Consider the following 16615-nt stretch of genomic DNA (forward strand, 5'->3'; position numbering starts at 1 on the left):
CACGCCATGCCCGCTTACGCCCCGCGCATCACGCTGGAAACGCATGAGGTAACCAACCAGCCGCCCGAATTTTTCGGGCGCAACCTCTACCGCATCGACACTGCCCTTTGCGAAGCGGTGCGGCGCACCGGCGCAGACTGGCTCGACACCCGCCTCGATTCGCTGGGGGAGTTGATGGGGAGTGAGGCGATGCTGGAGGCGGGCGCCACCGCCAATCGCAACCCGCCCGAGCTTATCAGCTTCGACCGCTATGGCCGCCGCCTCGACGAAGTGCGCTTCCACCCCGCTTATCACCAGCTGATGTCTGCGGCGATGGAGCACCGCATCCATGACATTGCATGGGCGGAGGATCGCCCCGGCCGCCATGTCGCCCATGCCGCACTGCTCAGCGTGTTTACGCAGGCCGAGGCCGGGGTGATGTGCCCGATCAACATGACCTATGCTGCGGTCCCAGCGCTTCGGCATCAGCCGGACGTGACGCGAGGCTGGCTCGACACGCTGATCGGCGGAACGTACGACGCCCCCCTCCGCCCGATCGGGGAGAAATCGGGCATCACCCTCGGCATGGCGATGACCGAGAAACAGGGCGGCAGTGACGTTCGTGCAAACACCACCCGCGCGGAGCCGATCGACGCATCGGCGCGGCTATACCGCCTGACCGGGCATAAATGGTTCTGCTCGGCGCCGATGAGCGACGGCTTTCTGACGCTTGGTTATACCGCCGAGGGACTGAGCTGCTTTCTCGTCCCCCGCATCACCCCCGATGGCCGCCGCAATGCCATCCATCTGATGCGGCTGAAGGACAAGCTCGGCAACAAATCCAACGCGTCGGCGGAAATCGAATATCATGGCGCGACCGGCTGGCTGATCGGGGAGGCCGGGCGCGGCGTGCCCACGATCATCGACATGGTCCACCATACCCGGCTGGGGACGATATCGGGCACGCTCGGCATCATGCGCATGGCGCTGGTTCAGGCGCTAAACCACGCCACCGGCCGCCGCGTGTTTCAGAAAACGCTGATCGACCAGCCCGCAATGCGCGGCGTCCTCGCCGATCTCGCGCTCGAATATGAAGCGGCGGTCGCGCTGGTCATCCGCGTGGCCACGGCGTTCGAAGCGCATGAAGGGCCGGAGCGCGCCTTTGCCCGCCTCTCGGTCGCGCTCGCCAAATACTGGCTGACCAAGCGCAATCCCGGCTTCGTGTTCGAATGTATGGAGTGCATGGGCGGGGCGGGCTATGTCGAGGAAAGCCCGCTCCCGCGCCTCTATCGCGAAGCGCCGCTCAACGCGATCTGGGAAGGGTCGGGCAATGTCATCGCCCTCGACGTGCTCCGCACGCTGGCGAAGGAGCCGCAAGCGCGCGAGGCGTTCCTCGCCGAATGCAATGCTCAGCGCGGCCAGCACGGCCATTTCGATGCTGCACTGGACGCCCTGATCGCCGATATGGAAAACCCGGTGGGGGAGGCGCAGGCAAGGGCACTGACCGGCCGCATGGCCCTGCAACTGCAAGCCGCGCTCCTGCTCGCCCACGCCCCCGCGGCGATCGCCAAGGCGTTCAGCGAATCCCGCCTCGGCCCCACCAACGGCCGCCTCTTCGGCGTGTTGCCGGACGGCGCGAACCTGCAAGCGATCCTCGACCGTCAGGCGTTTGAATAAGACGCAGCTCTTCATTCGCTTGCCCCGCTCCCGTCATCCCAGCGAAAGCTGGGATCGCTCTCGGTCAGGCGAGATGGTCGAAAAGATCGAGCCAGTCCGGATTAACGCTTTCGACAAGATCGATCTTCCACGCCCGCTTCCACGCCTTCAGCGCCCTTTCGCGCGCGATCGCGGAAGCGATGTCATCGTGCCTTTCGACATAGGCCAGCCTGTTAAGGCCATAACGACGGCAGAATGCGGAGCCCTTACCGGCTCTATGCTGGAGGACGCGCGCCGCCAGATCGGACGTGACTCCGATGTACAGCACGCCCTCCCGCTTGTTGGTCATGATGTAGACCCAGCCGCCCATCGTCGGAAATTAGCATGGGACGGACAGCGATCCCAGCTTTCGCTGGGATGACGAGCACCCCTAACCCCCCATAAACCGCGCAAAACCAGTCAAAATCAGGGAAAGCAGCGCGGCGCCCAGATAACAGTTTCGGTACACCAGACGCCGGGACAACAGGAAGAAGTCCAGATGCCCGCGCACATTGCGCAGGAAGAACGTGCCGATCAGCGCGGTCGCACCCAATACGGCGAGCAGATACGGGACGTCGGCGAACCCGGAGAACAGGCATACCGCCAGCCCGCCGAACAGCAGCAACGCGCCGACACCGTCCACTTTCCACAGATGGAAGTCGTCATGCTCAGCCATAGGTCCCTCATCAATTTCAACGTCGCAGCGCGCGCCTTGCCAGAGACCGGCGACCGCCATCAACACCGGCGTCGACCGCACCATGGCACTCCGACCATAAAATCGCTGTCCTACATCGCCCCTTCCTGACACAGTCGCGCCATGACCCTTCGCCGCGCCTCGATCCGCCCCGCAACATCGGGGCGGTGCAGGGGGGAGAAAGAGGGGGGACGTAGTGTGAACTTCCACAACTTCCGCGCCCACGCACCCCAGTCAGCGGCGAATCAGTCCCTCGATCAGGCTCGCCGCCCGCGCGATCGGATCGGGATCGAACGCGATTCCGCCGTCCGCCGTCCAGTGCAACCCGTCCAGTGCGCGCCGCACGCGCGCTTCCTGCAACGGACGATAGCGGCCATGGGTGGCGAACGCCTGCGCCACCGCCGCGCCGATATCGCAATCGGGCGGCACCACCTCGCCCAGCGTCCACATGGCGTAATCGGGATTGCCCTGCCAGTCCGCACCATGCGCATCGATGAACAGGCAGGGGCGCGGGCGCACCAGAAATTCATACACCTGACTGCTGACATCGCCGATGAACAGATCGGCGGTCAGCGTGTAGCGCATATCGGTCGAGCGCTCCGACCCCGGATCGACCAGTATCTTGCCGGGCACCGACCGCGCGACCCACTCGGCGCGCTGCGCCTCGCTCCAGCCGCTGGCCAGCCGGATATGCGGGGCGACGATCAGATTATAGCGCGGATCGGCGGCGATTCTCTCGATCAGCCGGTCGGCAAAGACCGCGAACGATCCCAGCGAAGCGTCGAAATGCGGGCAATAGAGCAGCGTAAGCCGGTCATTGTCGAACAAAGGCGGCGCCTTTGCGGTGCAGCGGGCGAGCGCGGCGACCTTGATCGGCCCGGCGACCGCGCATCGCTCCGCCGCCACCACGCCCTGTTCGATCAGCCGCTCGCGGTCCTTCTCGCCTGCCACCAGCACCGAATCGAAAAAGCGAAAGCGCGGCTCGAACCCCACTGCGCGATCCCCCGCACCGTGCGGGATATGGATCACCGGCGGGCAGCGGCCCGGCAACCGTTTCAGCAGCGTACTCGTCCGTTCGGCGCACAAAATCGCATTGCCGCCGCGCAGCCGCCGTGCCCATCGGATCAGGCGCAGCAGCTTCGACGTGCTCTTGCCCGCTGCACGCTCGATGCTGCGGGGCAGGCGCATCTCGATAATCTCAGGAACGGGAAGGTTCAGCCGCGCGGCAAGGCTGCGCACCATCGCCGCTTCCCCGGCGCTGGTGACGAACACCGTCACCCGCATCACCCCCCGCGCCGCCAGTTCGCAGGCGACGGGCACGAAATGCGGAAACTGATGCACGCCGCCGATCGCGACGACGTTCAGCGCGGGCAGGGCGCGCCGGTTCAAATCACATCCATGTCGGATTTATAATGATGCCAGGCAAAGATCGCCGCCGCCCCGCGATAAGGACGCCAGTTTTCGGCAATCGCGCGCACCGCCTTTTCCCCCGGCCGTTCGGGATGCGCCATGATCCGCCCGATCTCGATCTGCACGGCAAGGTCGCCTGCGGGCCAGATATCGGTCCGCCCCTCAGCGAACAGCAGATAGATTTCCGCCGACCAGCGCCCGATCCCCTTCACCGCGACCAGCGCTTTGATAGCTTCCTCGTCATCCTCGGGCAGATGGGCGAGGTCGAGCCTGCCGCTCGTCACTTCCTCGGCAAGGCTGCGGGCATACGCCACCTTTTGCCGCGACAGCCCGGCAGCGCGCAGATCCTCGTCGCTGACGGCAAGCAGGCGCTCAGGCCTGCTCGCATCGCCGCCCATCGCCGCCTCGACCCGGTTCCAGATCGACGCGGCGGCGGCGACGCTCACCTGCTGCCCCACGATCGTGCGCAGCAAGGTGGCATAGCCGCGTTCGCGAATGCGCGGTTCGGGATAGCCGACCCGGGCCAGCGCCTCGGCAAAGGCAGGCTCCCGCGCCGCAAGCGCGTCGAGCGCCTCGCGCAGCTGATCGGCGCTCAGGCCCATCAGCCGCGCGCTGCCGCCGCATACAGCGAAATCGCCGCTGCGTTCGACACGTTCAGGCTCTCGACCTTGTCGCTGATCGGCAGCCTCGCGAGCTCGTCGCAATGCGCCTCGGTATTATGGCGCATCCCTTCGCCCTCGGCGCCCAGCACCAGCGCGACCTTTGCCTCGCCCAGCGCATCGCCGAGCAGCCGGTCGCTATGGCCGGTCAGCCCGATCCGCCAGAATCCCGCCGCGCCGATATCGTCGAGCGCACGGGCAAGGTTCACCACCCGCACCCAGGGCACGATTTCCAGCGCGCCCGACGCGGCACGGGCAAGCGCGCCCGATTCGGGCGGGGCGTGCCGGTCCTGCGTCACGATGCCAAGCGCGTCGAACGCTGCCGCCGAGCGCAGCACCGCGCCGACATTATGGGGGTCGGTGACCTGATCCAGCACCACCAGCGGACGGCGATCCTCCGCCCCGGCGGCGAGCACGTCCTCCAGCCAGATATCCTCCAGCGGATCGACCTCGGCCACCATGCCCTGATGCGGCGCATCGCCGGGGACGAGCCGGGCGAGATCAGCCGCTTCGGCATATTCGATCGGCAGGCCCTGCGGCAGGTCGAGGCCGGACAGCGCCTCGCGCGTGCCCCAGATACGCCGGATCGCGCGGTCGGGATTGGCAAGCGCAGCGGTCACCGGGTGACGGCCCCAGAAGCGCGGGCGCTGGTTGTTGGAGCCGCTTGGGCGGCGCGGGCGGCGTGCCATTATCGGCGGGCCTCATGCTGATTTTTCACGAAGATGACGCTATGCGCGGCAAAAGCGGCATGCAAGGCGTTGACATCGCCGCGCAGCATCGGCATGGGTCCGCCCTCGCCGATCTGGCGGCACCTGGACAGGTGGCCGAGTGGTTAAAGGCAGCAGACTGTAAATCTGCCCGCGCAAGCGTACGCTGGTTCGAATCCAGCCCTGTCCACCATCCTTTCCCTTTACACCGTCAAACGCTTCGCCCGTGCAGCGGGTCAGCGGCGCAGCGACATCAGCACGCTCAGGCCGGGCCGCGCATCGTCCAGCCGGATGGTGCCGCCGTGCAGCGTCGCCACCGCCGCGACCAGCGACAGGCCCAGCCCCGATCCGCTTTCGGTACGCGCCGGATCAAGCCGCCCGAAACGCCGCAACGCTTCTTCGCGCCGGTCGGTGGGAATGCCGGGGCCGTTATCGGCGACGCTCAGCGTTACATGGTCGCGATTCGCTTTCGCGCTCAGCACGATCCGGGTTCCACCCTCAGCATAATGCAGCGCATTTTCGATCAGATTGCCGATCGCCTGACCGACCAGCTGCGGGTTGAGCGCGACCTTCGGTCCGGATGGCGCATCGACCGCCAGAACGAACCCGTCCTCCTCGGCAAGCGGGCCGTAAATTTCGGCAAGGTCGTGCAGCATCGCGGCGATATCGGTGTCGACAAGTTGCTCACGGCCCATCCCCGCCTCGGTCCGGCTGATCAGCAGCGCAGTCGACAGCATGGCCAGCAGCGTGTCGGCTTCGCGCCCCGCGCTTTCCAGCGCCGCGCCCGCCCGTTCGTCATCGGTCGCTGCCGCCGCGCGCTCGATCACCGATTTCAGCCGGGTCACGGGGGAGCGGAAATCATGCGCCAGCCCGTCGGTCATCAGCCGCAATTCGGCCATCAGTCGCTCGATCTGGTCGAGCATCGCATTGATCGCCGCGCCCAGCTCGTCAAAGGCATCGCCGCTGCCATTGACGGCAATGCGGCTGGACAGCGCGCCGCGCCGGATCGCCACCGTGGTGTCGACGATATCGCCGATTCGCGCCGACAGAATGCGCCCGAGGATCAGCGCGCCGATCAGTCCGAGCAAAGCGCCAAGTCCGACTGCGGCGGCAAAGGCCGCCTCGCGGATACGTCCCGGGTCCAGTTCGGTCTCGATGATCCGCCCGGTCATCAACCGCGATCCGTCGGGGAGCAGCGTCGCGCGCGCCACGATATGTTCGGGTCTGCCGTCCGCCTGACTCAGGGTCAGTTTGCGCCACGGCGTCTCGGCGGGGAGGGGGAGTGGCCAGCTGTCAAGATTGCCCGCAATCCGCGAGCCGTCCGGCCCGATCAGCAACAATATGGCCAGATTGCCGCGCCGCGCCGCCGCCCGCGAATCAACCGATTCCTTCAGCATCGAAAGCCCGCCCCGGCGATAGCTTTCGATCAGATCGCCGCTCAGCTCCTCCACCCATTCGCGCTGATAGGATTGCAGCGCGCGTTCGGTTTTATGCTGTACGAACAACAGAATGCCGACGGTCAGCAGCAGTTGCGACAGAAACGCGGCAAAGACGAACTGAACCGTGATCGACCGCGCCCGGCGGCGAAGCGCGCCGGCCATCTATTCGCTCGTGCCCAGCCGATAGCCGGCTCCGCGCACCGTATGGAGCAGCGGCGGGTCGAACCCGTCGTCCAGCTTGCGCCGCAACCGGCTGATATGCACGTCGATGACGTTGGTGCCGGGGTCGAAATGATAATCCCACACCCCTTCCAGCAACATGGTGCGGCTGACCACCTGACCGGCATGGCGCAGGAGATATTCGAGCAGGCGGAATTCGCGCGGTTGCAGCTCGACCAGCTGCCCTGCGCGCCGCACCTGACGCGACAGCAGGTTCATGTGAAGATCGGCGCATTGCAGCTCGGTCACCTGCGCAGTCCCGCTTCCCGGACGGCGCAGCAACAGCCGCAACCGGGCGAGCAGCTCGGCAAAGGCAAAGGGTTTGACCAGATAATCGTCGGCCCCGCCGGTCAGCCCGGCGACGCGGTCATCAGGCGTGCCCAGCGCCGACAGGATGATGACCGGCGTTTCGATTCCTGCGGCCCTGAGCGCGGCGAGCACCGCCATACCGTCCATCGCGGGCAGCATCCGGTCGAGAATGACGGCGTCATAGCTGCCGTCGCTGGCATGGAAGAATCCGTCGCGGCCATTATCGGCGCGCTCGATAGTGAAGCCCTCCTCGCCCAGCCCTCTGGCGATATAATCGGCCGTCTGTCGGTCATCCTCGACCAGCAAAATCCTTTGGCCCATGCGCGATCCTTTTGCCTTCGCTCCTGCTTTAGCGTCATGGAGGGCTACATGACCATTTCTTAATCCACCCGTCACCGCGCGGCACGGGGGGCGGGGTTAGGGCGAACATAACTGCCGGTTTCATGCCGTCGGTGTTGATGGATTTTGCCCGGCCGATGTCAAAGCCCGTTTTTTTCGATGCCAGCGGAAAGCGCCGTCGCTGGTCCGGCCGCTTCTTCCTGCTCGGCTGGATCGTAATAGCGGTGGGGATCGCGATATTCGCGCTGACGCTGGTCGATCTGCCGACGCATGGCGACCTGCCGCTCAATTTCGAAATGCCGCGTGCCGCCCCGCTGCGCACCCAGATCGCGGCGATCGGCCACCGGCTACGGTCGGATGCCCGCCGCGCCACCGCATGGCTGCCGCATCGCCATTCGGCAGCGAAGGGCGCGCCGGTCACGCTCGGCTTCTACGTCCCCTGGGACGAAACCAGTGCGACGTCGCTGCGCGAGCATATCGGATCGCTCGACTGGGTGGCACCGGCGCTGATGCAGGTCACCCGGCCCGACCATGCGCTGGAACGGATCGACGATCCGCGCTTCGATCGTATTCTGCACGCCGCGCTATCCCGACCCAAGGTGCTTCCCGTGGTGCAGAATGTCGCAAAGGATCAATGGGAGACGGTGCAGACCGCGCGGCTGCTCGCCGATCCGAAGGCAAGCGACACGCTTGCCCACGCCATTGCCGACAGCGTGATGAGTCATGGCGATGCCGGAATCGTCTTCGACTTCGAATCGCTGCAACCGCGGCAGATACCGCAATATCGCGCCCTGATCGAAAAGGTGCATCGGCTGTTCCGCAAAAAGGGACTGATCGTCGCGGTCACGCTTCCCGCCGAGGATGCCGCATGGAGTCCGGCTGCCTTTGCCCGGATCAGCGACCGGCTGATCCTGATGGATTATGATTATCACTGGCAGGGCGGTCAGAGCGGTCCGATCGCGCCGCAGCCCTGGTTCATCAACGTGCTGCGCAACACGCTGCGCAGCGTTCCGCCCGAAAAGGTCATCGTGGCGATCGGCAATTACGCCTATGACTGGCACGGCAATGTCGCCGATGCGTTGTCGGTCGAGGAAGCGTGGCAGACCGCCGGCGAAAGCGGGGCGAAAATCAGCTTCGACCCCCAATCGGGCAATGCCGCGTTCGGCTATGACGAAAATGGCGAGCATCACGACGTCTGGATGCTCGATGCCGTCTCCGCCTGGAACGAGCTGCGCGCCAGCGAGGCGCTGGGCGCAGGCGGCGTCGCATTGTGGCGGCTCGGCGGTGAAGATCCCGGCTTCTGGCCCGCGCTTCGCGACTATCGCACCAGCAGCCTGCCCGACCTCACCACCATTACCCAGACGTCGAATGTCAGCGTCGAGGGCACGGGCGAAATTCTGCGCATCACCGCGACTCCGCGCCCCGGCACGCGGCAGGTGATGTTCGACCCCGCGCATATCGCGGTGGGAGAGCGCTATATCACGCTTCCCACACCCTATGTCGTGCGCCGTACCGGCGCGCGCGATCATGAGGTCGCGCTGACCTTCGACGACGGGCCGGACGGCGACTGGACGCCAAAAATTCTCAGCATTCTCGAACATTACCACGTTCCCGGCACCTTTTTCGTGATCGGCGAAAATGCGCTGGAACATCCGCAATTGCTGCGCCGGATCGTCGCTGATGGCGATGAGATCGGCAACCACACCTATACCCATCCAAATCTCGCCAATGTCGGGCCGCGCGCATCGATGTTCGAGCTCAATGCGACGCAGCGGCTGATCGAGGCCTATACCGGGCGCAGCACAAGGCTGTTTCGCGCGCCCTATTTCGGGGACGCAGAGCCGACGACCGCCGATGAAATCGGCCCTGCGCTCCAGGCACAGCAGCGCGGCTATACCGAGATCGGGCTGCATGCGGATCCCGATGACTGGAAGCGTCCCGGCGCCGACGCCATCGTCGCGCGCACCATCGCGGCAGTAGAATCGGCGACGCCAGACAAATCGGAGAATATCATCCTGCTGCATGACGGCGGCGGCGATCGGTCGCAAACGGTGGCGGCATTGCCGCGTATCATCACCACGCTGGAGGCAAGGGGCTATCGCTTCGTGCCGGTATCCTCGCTAGCCGGACTGACGCGCGAAGCCGCGATGCCGCCGGTCGGCGGGGACGATCTGCTCGCAGTGCGTGCCGATGTTGCGCTGTTTGCGATCATGGCGGGGCTGACCTGGCTGCTCAAATGGATGTTTTTCATCGCGATCACGCTCGGCATCGCACGCGCGGTGGCGATGGCGGTACTCGCGCTGATCGAGCGTCGTCGTCGGGGGGCGCCGCCTGAGCCCTATACGCCGAGCGTTTCGGTCGTCATCCCCGCCTTTAACGAAGCGCAGGTGATTGAGGCATCGGTGCGCCGGGTACTCGGCAGCGACTATCCGGGGCTGAGCGTGATCGTCGCCGATGACGGATCGAGCGACGGCACGAGCGAGATCGTAGCGCGCGCCTTTGGCGATGACGATCGGGTGACGCTGCTGACGCTGGAAAATGGCGGCAAGGCGCGTGCGCTCAACCGCGCGCTGGCGATCAGTGGGGGAGAGATCGTCATCGCGCTCGATGCCGATACCCAGTTCGAACCCGAAACCATCGCTCGGCTGGCGCGCTGGTTCGCTGATCCCGCAATCGGCGCGGTCGCGGGCAATGCAAAGGTCGGCAATCGGGTCAATCTCGTTACCCGCTGGCAGGCGGTCGAATATGTCACCGCGCAAAATCTGGAGCGCCGCGCGCTGGCGGGCTTCGATGCGATCACCGTGGTCCCCGGCGCGGTCGGCGCATGGCGCCGCGCAGCGATCGAAGCGGCGGGCGGCTATCCCGAGGATACGCTGGCCGAGGATCAGGACCTGACCATCGCGATTCAGCGGCTCGGCTGGCGCGTCGATTATGATCCCGATGCCATCGCCTGGACCGAAGCGCCGCACAATTTCCGATCGCTCGCCAAGCAGCGCTATCGCTGGGCGTTCGGCACGCTGCAATGCCTGTGGAAGCATCGCGCCGTCATCCGGACACGCAAACCCGCAGGACTCGCGCTCATCGGTATGCCGCAGGCCTGGCTGTTCCAGATCGGGTTCGCCGCGATTTCACCGCTGATCGACCTCGCCCTGCTCCTGTCGATCGCGGGAACCGCGCTTCGCGTGCATCAGCATGGCTGGGCGCAGACCCAGACTGATGTGCTGCGCATCGGCATATATTGGGCGGCGTTCATCACCGTCGACCTTGTCTGCGGCTGGACCGCCTATCGGCTGGACGGAAGAGAGCGCCGCTTTCCCGCCCTGCTGCTGATCGCGCAGCGCTTCGTCTATCGCCAGATCATGTATTGGGTGGTGCTGCGCGCGCTGCGCTCCGCACTCGCCGGCTGGGGCGTCGGCTGGGGCAAGCTGGAGCGCAAGGGCACGGTGAGTGCACCCGCCGGGCCGGCCGATTCCACCATGACCGATTGTTAATCCGCTTCCCATCGGGCCGAAACGATCCCGCATTTAGGTAGGTGTCATGAAAGCAAAACTTCCCCCCCGTTCGCGCCGTATCGCCATTATCCTCGGCGGATCGCTCGTCCTGGCGCTCCTGCTTGGCGGCACCGCGCTTTTGTGGGTGGCCGGATATTTCGACCGCGATCCGGTGCATATCTATGGCAATCCGGCAGACGGGTCGCCGGTGGCAGCGGTGTATTTTTCCGGCGATATGGGGCTGCATCTCGGCATCGGCAGCGATGTGGTGCCGGAGCTTGCCGCGCATGGCATGCCGGTTGTCGGCGTCAGCACCCCGGCGATTTTCGGCCATCGCCGCGATCGGGCCTTTGTCGACGATCTGGTGGCGGACGCGGTGCGCGACACGCTGAGCCGTACGCACGCGAAAAAGGTGGTGTTGGTCGGTCAGTCTTATGGATCGGATATCCTCGCCGCCGGTGCTCCCGCGCTTCCCGACGATCTGCGTTCGAAGGTCGCGGCGCTGGTGCTGGTAGTGCCGGGGCGTACGGGCTATTTCCGTGCCGATCCCACCGGGCTGCACTATCGCGGCACGCCCGATTCTGTTCCCGCCAAATCGCTGGAGGCGGCGCGCTGGGCCGATATCGTCTGCATCTATGGCGCGCGCGAACATGACAGCCTGTGCCCTCAGCTGCTGGGTTCGAAAGCGACGGTGATCGAACTGCCCGGCGGCCATTTTCTGAAGGGCGACTCGACACGGCTGACCAGCGCGATCTTCACTGCGATCGGTCCGGCGATAGCGTCCGTCCAGAAGTCACATTCGTGATCCATGGTACGAATCTGAGGAACACGATATGCACCGAACGGCGGACAGGGCGATGAAGCGGCGTTTCGATCAGACCGCGATCCTTGCATGGGTGGAGCGGCATCGCCGGAAACTGACCGTGGCGGCAATCCTGCTGATCGCCGCGCTGGGGTTTGCAGCGCTGCACAACGTTCTCGCCGAAGTGCATCTGAAACAGGTGCGCGGTGCGCTGCATGAAATTCCCGTCAGCCGGATGGTTCTGGCGCTCGGCCTGACGGCGGTGAGCTATTTCGCGCTTACCTTTTACGATCTTTTCGCGCTGCGGGCGATCGGTTCGCCCATTCGCTGGCGCACTGCGGCGCTTGCCTCGTTCACCAGCTATACGATCAGCCATAATCTGGGCCTGTCGCTGCTGACCGGCGGTTCGGCCCGTTACCGTGTCTATGCCGCTGCCGGGCTCGATCTCGGCGAAGTCGCGCAGGTCAGCCTGATCGCGTCGGCAACGTTCTGGGGCGGCATCTTCGTCGTCGCCGCGCTCGCGCTGCTGCTCGATGCCGCTCCGATCCCGTTGGGGCCGGTGACGCTCTCGCCCCTCATCCAGCATCTGGCGGGCGGGCTGGTGATTGCGCTCCTCCTGACGGTTTTTGCGATGCGGATGCGCGGCGTGTCGCGGATCGGATGGGGCAGGTTCAGCCTGCCGATCCCCCGTCCGGCATTGATGAGCGCGCAGATCGGCATTGCCTCGATCGATCTCCTCGCGGCATCGGCGGCTTTGTTCGTGCTCGTCCCCGGCGCGACGCCGCAGACGTTCGGCGCGTTCTTTCTTGCCTATGCGCTGGCACTGCTTGCGGCGCTGATCACGCATGTGCCGGGCGGAATCGGCATTTTCGAAACCGTCATTCTGGCGACCGTGCCGCAGGGCCGCAGCGAAGTCTTCGCCGCATTGCTCCTGTATCGCATCATCTATTATCTGCTGCCGCTGCTGATCGCGGCGGTGATCGTAGCAGTGGGCGAGGCACGCCGGCTGCGCCGCCATATCGTGCGCGGCGTTTCGGTCGCGGACAAGGTGGGGCAGGCGCTCGCGCCCTCCTTATTGGCGTTGCTGGTGTTCGGCGGCGGGCTGGTGCTGCTGGTTTCGGGCGCGCTCCCTGCGGTGCATTCGCGCCTGTCGATGCTGCGCCATATCCTGCCGCTACCCTTTATCGACGGATCGCATTTCCTTGCCAGTCTGGTCGGCACCGCGCTGCTGCTGGTCGCCCCCGCGATCAATGCGCGCATCCGTAACGGCTTTTACGTCGCGCGGCTGCTGCTGATCGGGGGGATGGTCTTCTCGCTTCTGAAGGGCGTCGATTATGAAGAGGCGATCGTCCTGGGCATCATCGCCGCATTGCTGCAGTATTGCCGCCCCGCTTTCTATCGCCGGGCGGGCGTGCTCGACGCGCCATTGCTGCGCGCATGGCTGCTGGCGGCGGGGCTGGCCGTCGTGCTCAGCATCTGGTCGGGCATGTTCGCCTATAAGCATGTCGCCTATAGCGACGATCTGTGGTGGGCGTTCGCATGGAAGGGCAATGCGCCGCGCTTTTTGCGGGCGAGCCTCGGCGCCACGGTCCTGCTGGTCGGGGTGGCATGGTGGCGGCTGATCTGGGCGCCGGTGCGTCCGATCGGGGCAACCGAGCTTCCGGGCGACGTTGCCGAAGCGGCGTTTGCCGCCGCCGATCGCACCGATGCTGCGCTCGCTTATACCGGCGACAAGCAATTTCTGATCTCCGCCTCGGGCGATGCGTTCCTGATGTACCAGCTGCGCGGACGGACCTGGGTAGTGATGGGCGATCCGGTCGGGCCGATGGCGGCATGGCCCGAACTGGTATGGCGAATCCGCGGCGATTGCGACCGGGCGCATGGCCGGCTGTGCTTCTATCAGGCGAGCGAGGATCTGCTGCCGCTGCTGATCGAGATCGGGTTGCAGATCATGAAATATGGCGAGGAGGCGCATGTCGATCTCGCTTCCTTTTCGCTTCAGGGCCCGGCGGCGAAGCAGTTTCGCGCTGCATTGCGGCGGGGCGAGAGCCTCGGCATCGAATTTTCGGTTATTCCTGCCGCCGATCTTCCGGCGATCGGGCCGGAGTTGCAGGCGGTTTCCGACGCCTGGCTGCAGAGCAAAGCGGGCGCGGAAAAGCATTTCAGCATCGGCCATTTCTCGCCCGAATATCTTGCGCATTTTGACATGGCGGTACTGCGTATGAACGGCCGGATCATTGCCTTTGCCAATCTATGGGCGACCGCAAACCGCTCGGAGCTGTCGGTCGATCTGATGCGGCATTTCCCCGATACGCCGAACGGCACCATGGACCTGTTGTTCGTGAAGCTGATCCAATGGGGCATCGAACAGGGCTATCAACGATTCAATCTGGGCATGGCGCCGCTATCGGGCCTGACAGGGCGCAAGCTGGCGCCGCTTTGGTCGCGGATCGGGCATGCGATCTATGGCCATGCAGAGGCGCTCTACGGCTTTTCGGGGCTTCGCCATTACAAGGAGAAGTTCCGCCCCAACTGGGTCCCGCGCTATATCGCGACACCGCCGGGCCTCGGTTCTCCGCGCGCTCTGGTCGACCTGATGGCGCTCATCGGCGACTGACCGCACGGCCGCACTTTGCGAATCTGCAATAGCGCAGGGAGGGGCGCGGCGTTTCTTGCCGCGCCCCTCCCAAGTGCGGTTACTGCGCGTCGCGAATATTGGTCACGGCCCCATAGATCGGTGCATCGACCGTGGTGAGGCGTTCGCTGCCATCGCCCTGAAGGTCGAAAAAGCGCAGGCGGTTGATCCCTGCGTGCATCCAGGGCGCAGGCGCATAGAGCGTGTGGACCGGACCGATCGACCAGAAACGCCCCAGATTATGGTCGCCCATCCAGAACTGCCCCTTATGCAGTCCGCGCATATCGATCCAGCTATCGACGGGTGTATCGACCGTCATTTCCGCTTCATAGAAACAGGGGGCGGTGCAGGGCGCGTCGGTCAGTTTCATCGTCGAAACATCGTCCATCGGCAGGCGGTACATGCGCCAGTCGGTCGCCGCCGCCCCGTCCAGCGTCGCACCGCCGGTCAGCCCGGTCTGTTCGGTACGGATCGCATGCGAATAATTCACCCGGCCGGTATTTTCGACCAGAATGTCGAGCGTGGCGGGGGCCGTTCGCGCGGGCAGCTTAATACTTTCCTGACCCAGTCGGCGGTCGAGCGTGCCGATCAGCTTTTGGTCGATATAGACCTGCGCATAGCTGTGCATCCCCGCCAGTTTCAGTGTGGCGGCCGGCCCCCGGGTCAGCGCGGTGCGATACAGGACATAGCCGTAATTCTGACCCAGTTCCTCGAACGTCATCGGGCGTTCGGCGCGCACGGGTTCGGGGAGGTTGTTCCACAGCGACGCGCTGCGCCGGATCGGCGATACCGCGAACGTCCGCGCTTTGGTCGCAGCGGGAACGGGCGCGACTTGCTTGCCCGTCGCATCGGCGATTGCTGCCGCGATCAACCCGTATTTGTAGCGCGGATTGCCCGCTTCATCGATCGGCGCGTCATAATCATAGCTGGTCGTATCGGGATGATAGTCGGTGCCGGTATGCGAATCGGCGCCGTTCATCCATCCGAAGGTGGTGCCGCCATGCACCATATAGAGCGATACCGAATAGCCGCGCTTCAGCAGGAAACGGAGTTCTTCCGCTTCCTTGCGGCCATCGGTTTCATGATGCTCCTCGCCCCATTTGTCGAACCATCCCGCCCAATATTCGCCGACCATGCGCAACCCGTCCGGCCGGAAGGCCTCCAGCGCGGTCACCGCCTTTTGCGCATTGCCCGATCCGAAATTGACGGTAGCGGGAATGCCGGGCAGCGATCCCTTGGCAAGATCCTGCGGCTGGTTTGAGGTCAGCAATACGCCATCGGCCAGTCCGGCGCGGCGATAGGTCGCCTCCAGATCCTTCAGATACTGTTTGTCATCGCCGAACGCGCCATATTCATTTTCGAGCTGAACCGCGACGATCGGCCCGCCATTGGCGAGCATCAGCGGCTTCACTTCCTTGCCCAGTCGCATCATCCAGCGATCGACCGCTGCGGTATAATCGGGATCGCGCGAACGCAGCACGAGCTTGCGATCTTTCAGCAGCCATGCGGGATAGCCGCCCAGTTCCCATTCGGCACAGACATAGGGACCGGGGCGAAGAATGACGTTTAGCCCCTCGGCCTGAGCAGCGCGGATAAAGGCGGCGATGTCGTGCTGACCGCTGAAATCATAGACGCCGGGTTTCGGCTCATGCACATTCCAGAAGGCATAGGTGGTGATGGTGTTGAGCCCCATCGCCTTCGCTTTGCGCAGCCGGTCGCGCCAATATTCTCGCGGGATGCGAACATAATGCATTTCGCCCGAAATGACCTGATACGGTTTGCCGTCGAGCAGAAAGCCATGGCCGCTCTGAACAAAACTATGTGTTCCGGCCGATGCGCCTTGCGCTGCGTCAGCGGGTGCGATCCCCGCCAGCGCGATCGCACCCAGCGCGAGACTGTAGCAAATTACGAACCGCATCCCTCTCTCCCATTATATATCATATTTTATATCGGAGAAGTTGTCTGAGTAAAGCCGGGATCGCTCATCGCGTGCCCGGCAGGATGACCGGCAGGAGCGCCCTTCGGCCCACAATCTTTACGGGATGCTTATGCCCGCGCGTCGATCTTCCCATGGAAAGCTGATGCCCCTCCACGCCATCTGCACGGTCGGCACTGACGCCAGCTGTTCGGGAGGTATTTCATGTCGGTCGAGCTGTGGCTCGGCGCGGTCGTCGCGCTGGGGCTAATGGTCTATCTGCTCGTCGCGCTTGCGCGGCCCGAGCGGTTTTGAGGGGGAG

The 16615-nt window shown here is 64.7% G+C and carries 13 protein-coding genes and 1 tRNA gene; 6 read left to right on the plus strand and 8 right to left on the minus strand.

The window, feature by feature from the left end:
• Positions 1-6: 6 nt before the first annotated feature.
• Positions 7-1656 carry an isovaleryl-CoA dehydrogenase gene (locus EV664_RS10705; RefSeq protein WP_133495699.1) on the plus strand — a complete coding sequence of 550 codons (1650 nt, stop codon included), beginning with the start codon at positions 7-9 and terminating at the stop codon, positions 1654-1656.
• 64 nt (positions 1657-1720) lie between these two features.
• Here EV664_RS10705 and EV664_RS10710 read toward each other — a convergent pair whose 3' ends face one another.
• The 5 genes from EV664_RS10710 to EV664_RS10730 all read right to left on the minus strand — a co-directional run bounded on the left by EV664_RS10710 (position 1721) and on the right by EV664_RS10730 (position 5126).
• Positions 1721-2005, minus strand: a complete 285-nt coding sequence (locus EV664_RS10710) for a GIY-YIG nuclease family protein (RefSeq protein WP_133495700.1) — start codon at positions 2003-2005, stop codon at positions 1721-1723.
• Positions 2006-2065: 60 nt separating this feature from the next.
• Entirely contained in the window at positions 2066-2350 is a 285-nt protein-coding gene (locus tag EV664_RS10715) for a hypothetical protein (protein ID WP_133495701.1), read from the minus strand.
• Positions 2351-2602: 252 nt separating this feature from the next.
• Positions 2603-3757 carry a glycosyl transferase gene (locus tag EV664_RS10720; RefSeq protein WP_229668210.1) on the minus strand — a complete coding sequence of 385 codons (1155 nt, stop codon included), beginning with the start codon at positions 3755-3757 and terminating at the stop codon, positions 2603-2605.
• Entirely contained in the window at positions 3754-4380 is a 627-nt protein-coding gene (locus tag EV664_RS10725; protein WP_133495703.1) for a DNA-3-methyladenine glycosylase family protein, read from the minus strand. Before EV664_RS10725 ends, EV664_RS10720 begins: the two co-directional genes overlap by 4 nt.
• Positions 4380-5126, minus strand: coding sequence for a TrmH family RNA methyltransferase (locus tag EV664_RS10730; protein WP_133495704.1), 747 nt, complete (start codon positions 5124-5126; stop codon positions 4380-4382). The genes EV664_RS10725 and EV664_RS10730 overlap by 1 nt, the downstream gene beginning before the upstream one ends.
• A 125-nt stretch (positions 5127-5251) precedes the next feature.
• On the opposite strand from EV664_RS10730, the gene EV664_RS10735 reads away from it, so the two are divergent.
• A tRNA-Tyr gene (locus tag EV664_RS10735) sits at positions 5252-5337 on the plus strand.
• A gap of 43 nt (positions 5338-5380) precedes the next feature.
• On the opposite strand, the gene EV664_RS10740 is transcribed toward EV664_RS10735, so the two are convergent.
• Both EV664_RS10740 and EV664_RS10745 read right to left on the minus strand, forming a co-directional pair.
• A complete protein-coding gene (locus tag EV664_RS10740) occupies positions 5381-6745 on the minus strand; it encodes a sensor histidine kinase (RefSeq protein ID WP_133495705.1) in 1365 nt (454 codons plus the stop codon).
• A complete protein-coding gene (locus EV664_RS10745; protein ID WP_133495706.1) occupies positions 6746-7432 on the minus strand; it encodes a winged helix-turn-helix domain-containing protein in 687 nt (228 codons plus the stop codon).
• 155 nt (positions 7433-7587) lie between these two features.
• On the opposite strand from EV664_RS10745, the gene EV664_RS10750 reads away from it, so the two are divergent.
• From EV664_RS10750 to mprF, 3 genes are read left to right on the plus strand one after another with little or no spacing between them, the layout of a single operon-like run.
• Positions 7588-10941 (plus strand): trifunctional glycoside hydrolase family 18/polysaccharide deacetylase/glycosyltransferase family 2 protein, encoded by a 3354-nt coding sequence (locus tag EV664_RS10750; protein WP_133495707.1) that lies wholly within the window; start codon positions 7588-7590, stop codon positions 10939-10941.
• A 46-nt stretch (positions 10942-10987) separates the two neighbouring features.
• Positions 10988-11746 carry an AcvB/VirJ family lysyl-phosphatidylglycerol hydrolase gene (locus tag EV664_RS10755; RefSeq protein WP_133495708.1) on the plus strand — a complete coding sequence of 253 codons (759 nt, stop codon included), beginning with the start codon at positions 10988-10990 and terminating at the stop codon, positions 11744-11746.
• A 28-nt stretch (positions 11747-11774) separates the two neighbouring features.
• Complete coding sequence (mprF, locus tag EV664_RS10760) at positions 11775-14360, plus strand: bifunctional lysylphosphatidylglycerol flippase/synthetase MprF (RefSeq protein ID WP_229668209.1); 2586 nt, start codon at positions 11775-11777, stop codon at positions 14358-14360.
• Between the two features lie 79 nt (positions 14361-14439).
• Here the strand turns inward: mprF and EV664_RS10765 are convergent, their stop codons facing one another.
• On the minus strand, positions 14440-16296 hold the full coding sequence (locus tag EV664_RS10765) for a glycoside hydrolase family 35 protein (protein WP_133495709.1): 1857 nt from the start codon (positions 16294-16296) through the stop codon (positions 14440-14442).
• A 222-nt stretch (positions 16297-16518) separates the two neighbouring features.
• On the opposite strand from EV664_RS10765, the gene kdpF reads away from it, so the two are divergent.
• Complete coding sequence (gene kdpF / locus EV664_RS10770; RefSeq protein ID WP_133495710.1) at positions 16519-16608, plus strand: K(+)-transporting ATPase subunit F; 90 nt, start codon at positions 16519-16521, stop codon at positions 16606-16608.
• Positions 16609-16615: the final 7 nt, after the last annotated feature.

Source organism: Stakelama pacifica (assembly GCF_004361835.1).
Lineage (GTDB): Bacteria > Pseudomonadota > Alphaproteobacteria > Sphingomonadales > Sphingomonadaceae > Sphingomonas > Sphingomonas pacifica.

Excerpts from the sequence above, each read along its gene's own strand:
- EV664_RS10725 (WP_133495703.1), bottom strand. The coding sequence starts at position 4,380 with ATGGGCCTGAGCGCCGATCAGCTGCGCGAGGCGCTCGACGCGCTTGCG.
- EV664_RS10715 (WP_133495701.1), bottom strand. The coding sequence starts at position 2,350 with ATGGCTGAGCATGACGACTTCCATCTGTGGAAAGTGGACGGTGTCGGC.
- kdpF (WP_133495710.1), top strand. The coding sequence starts at position 16,519 with ATGTCGGTCGAGCTGTGGCTCGGCGCGGTCGTCGCGCTGGGGCTAATG.
- EV664_RS10745 (WP_133495706.1), bottom strand. The coding sequence starts at position 7,432 with ATGGGCCAAAGGATTTTGCTGGTCGAGGATGACCGACAGACGGCCGAT.
- EV664_RS10730 (WP_133495704.1), bottom strand. The coding sequence starts at position 5,126 with ATGGCACGCCGCCCGCGCCGCCCAAGCGGCTCCAACAACCAGCGCCCG.
- EV664_RS10755 (WP_133495708.1), top strand. The coding sequence starts at position 10,988 with ATGAAAGCAAAACTTCCCCCCCGTTCGCGCCGTATCGCCATTATCCTC.
- EV664_RS10765 (WP_133495709.1), bottom strand. The coding sequence starts at position 16,296 with ATGCGGTTCGTAATTTGCTACAGTCTCGCGCTGGGTGCGATCGCGCTG.
- EV664_RS10705 (WP_133495699.1), top strand. The coding sequence starts at position 7 with ATGCCCGCTTACGCCCCGCGCATCACGCTGGAAACGCATGAGGTAACC.
- EV664_RS10740 (WP_133495705.1), bottom strand. The coding sequence starts at position 6,745 with ATGGCCGGCGCGCTTCGCCGCCGGGCGCGGTCGATCACGGTTCAGTTC.
- EV664_RS10710 (WP_133495700.1), bottom strand. The coding sequence starts at position 2,005 with ATGGGCGGCTGGGTCTACATCATGACCAACAAGCGGGAGGGCGTGCTG.
- mprF (WP_229668209.1), top strand. The coding sequence starts at position 11,775 with ATGCACCGAACGGCGGACAGGGCGATGAAGCGGCGTTTCGATCAGACC.
- EV664_RS10750 (WP_133495707.1), top strand. The coding sequence starts at position 7,588 with ATGTCAAAGCCCGTTTTTTTCGATGCCAGCGGAAAGCGCCGTCGCTGG.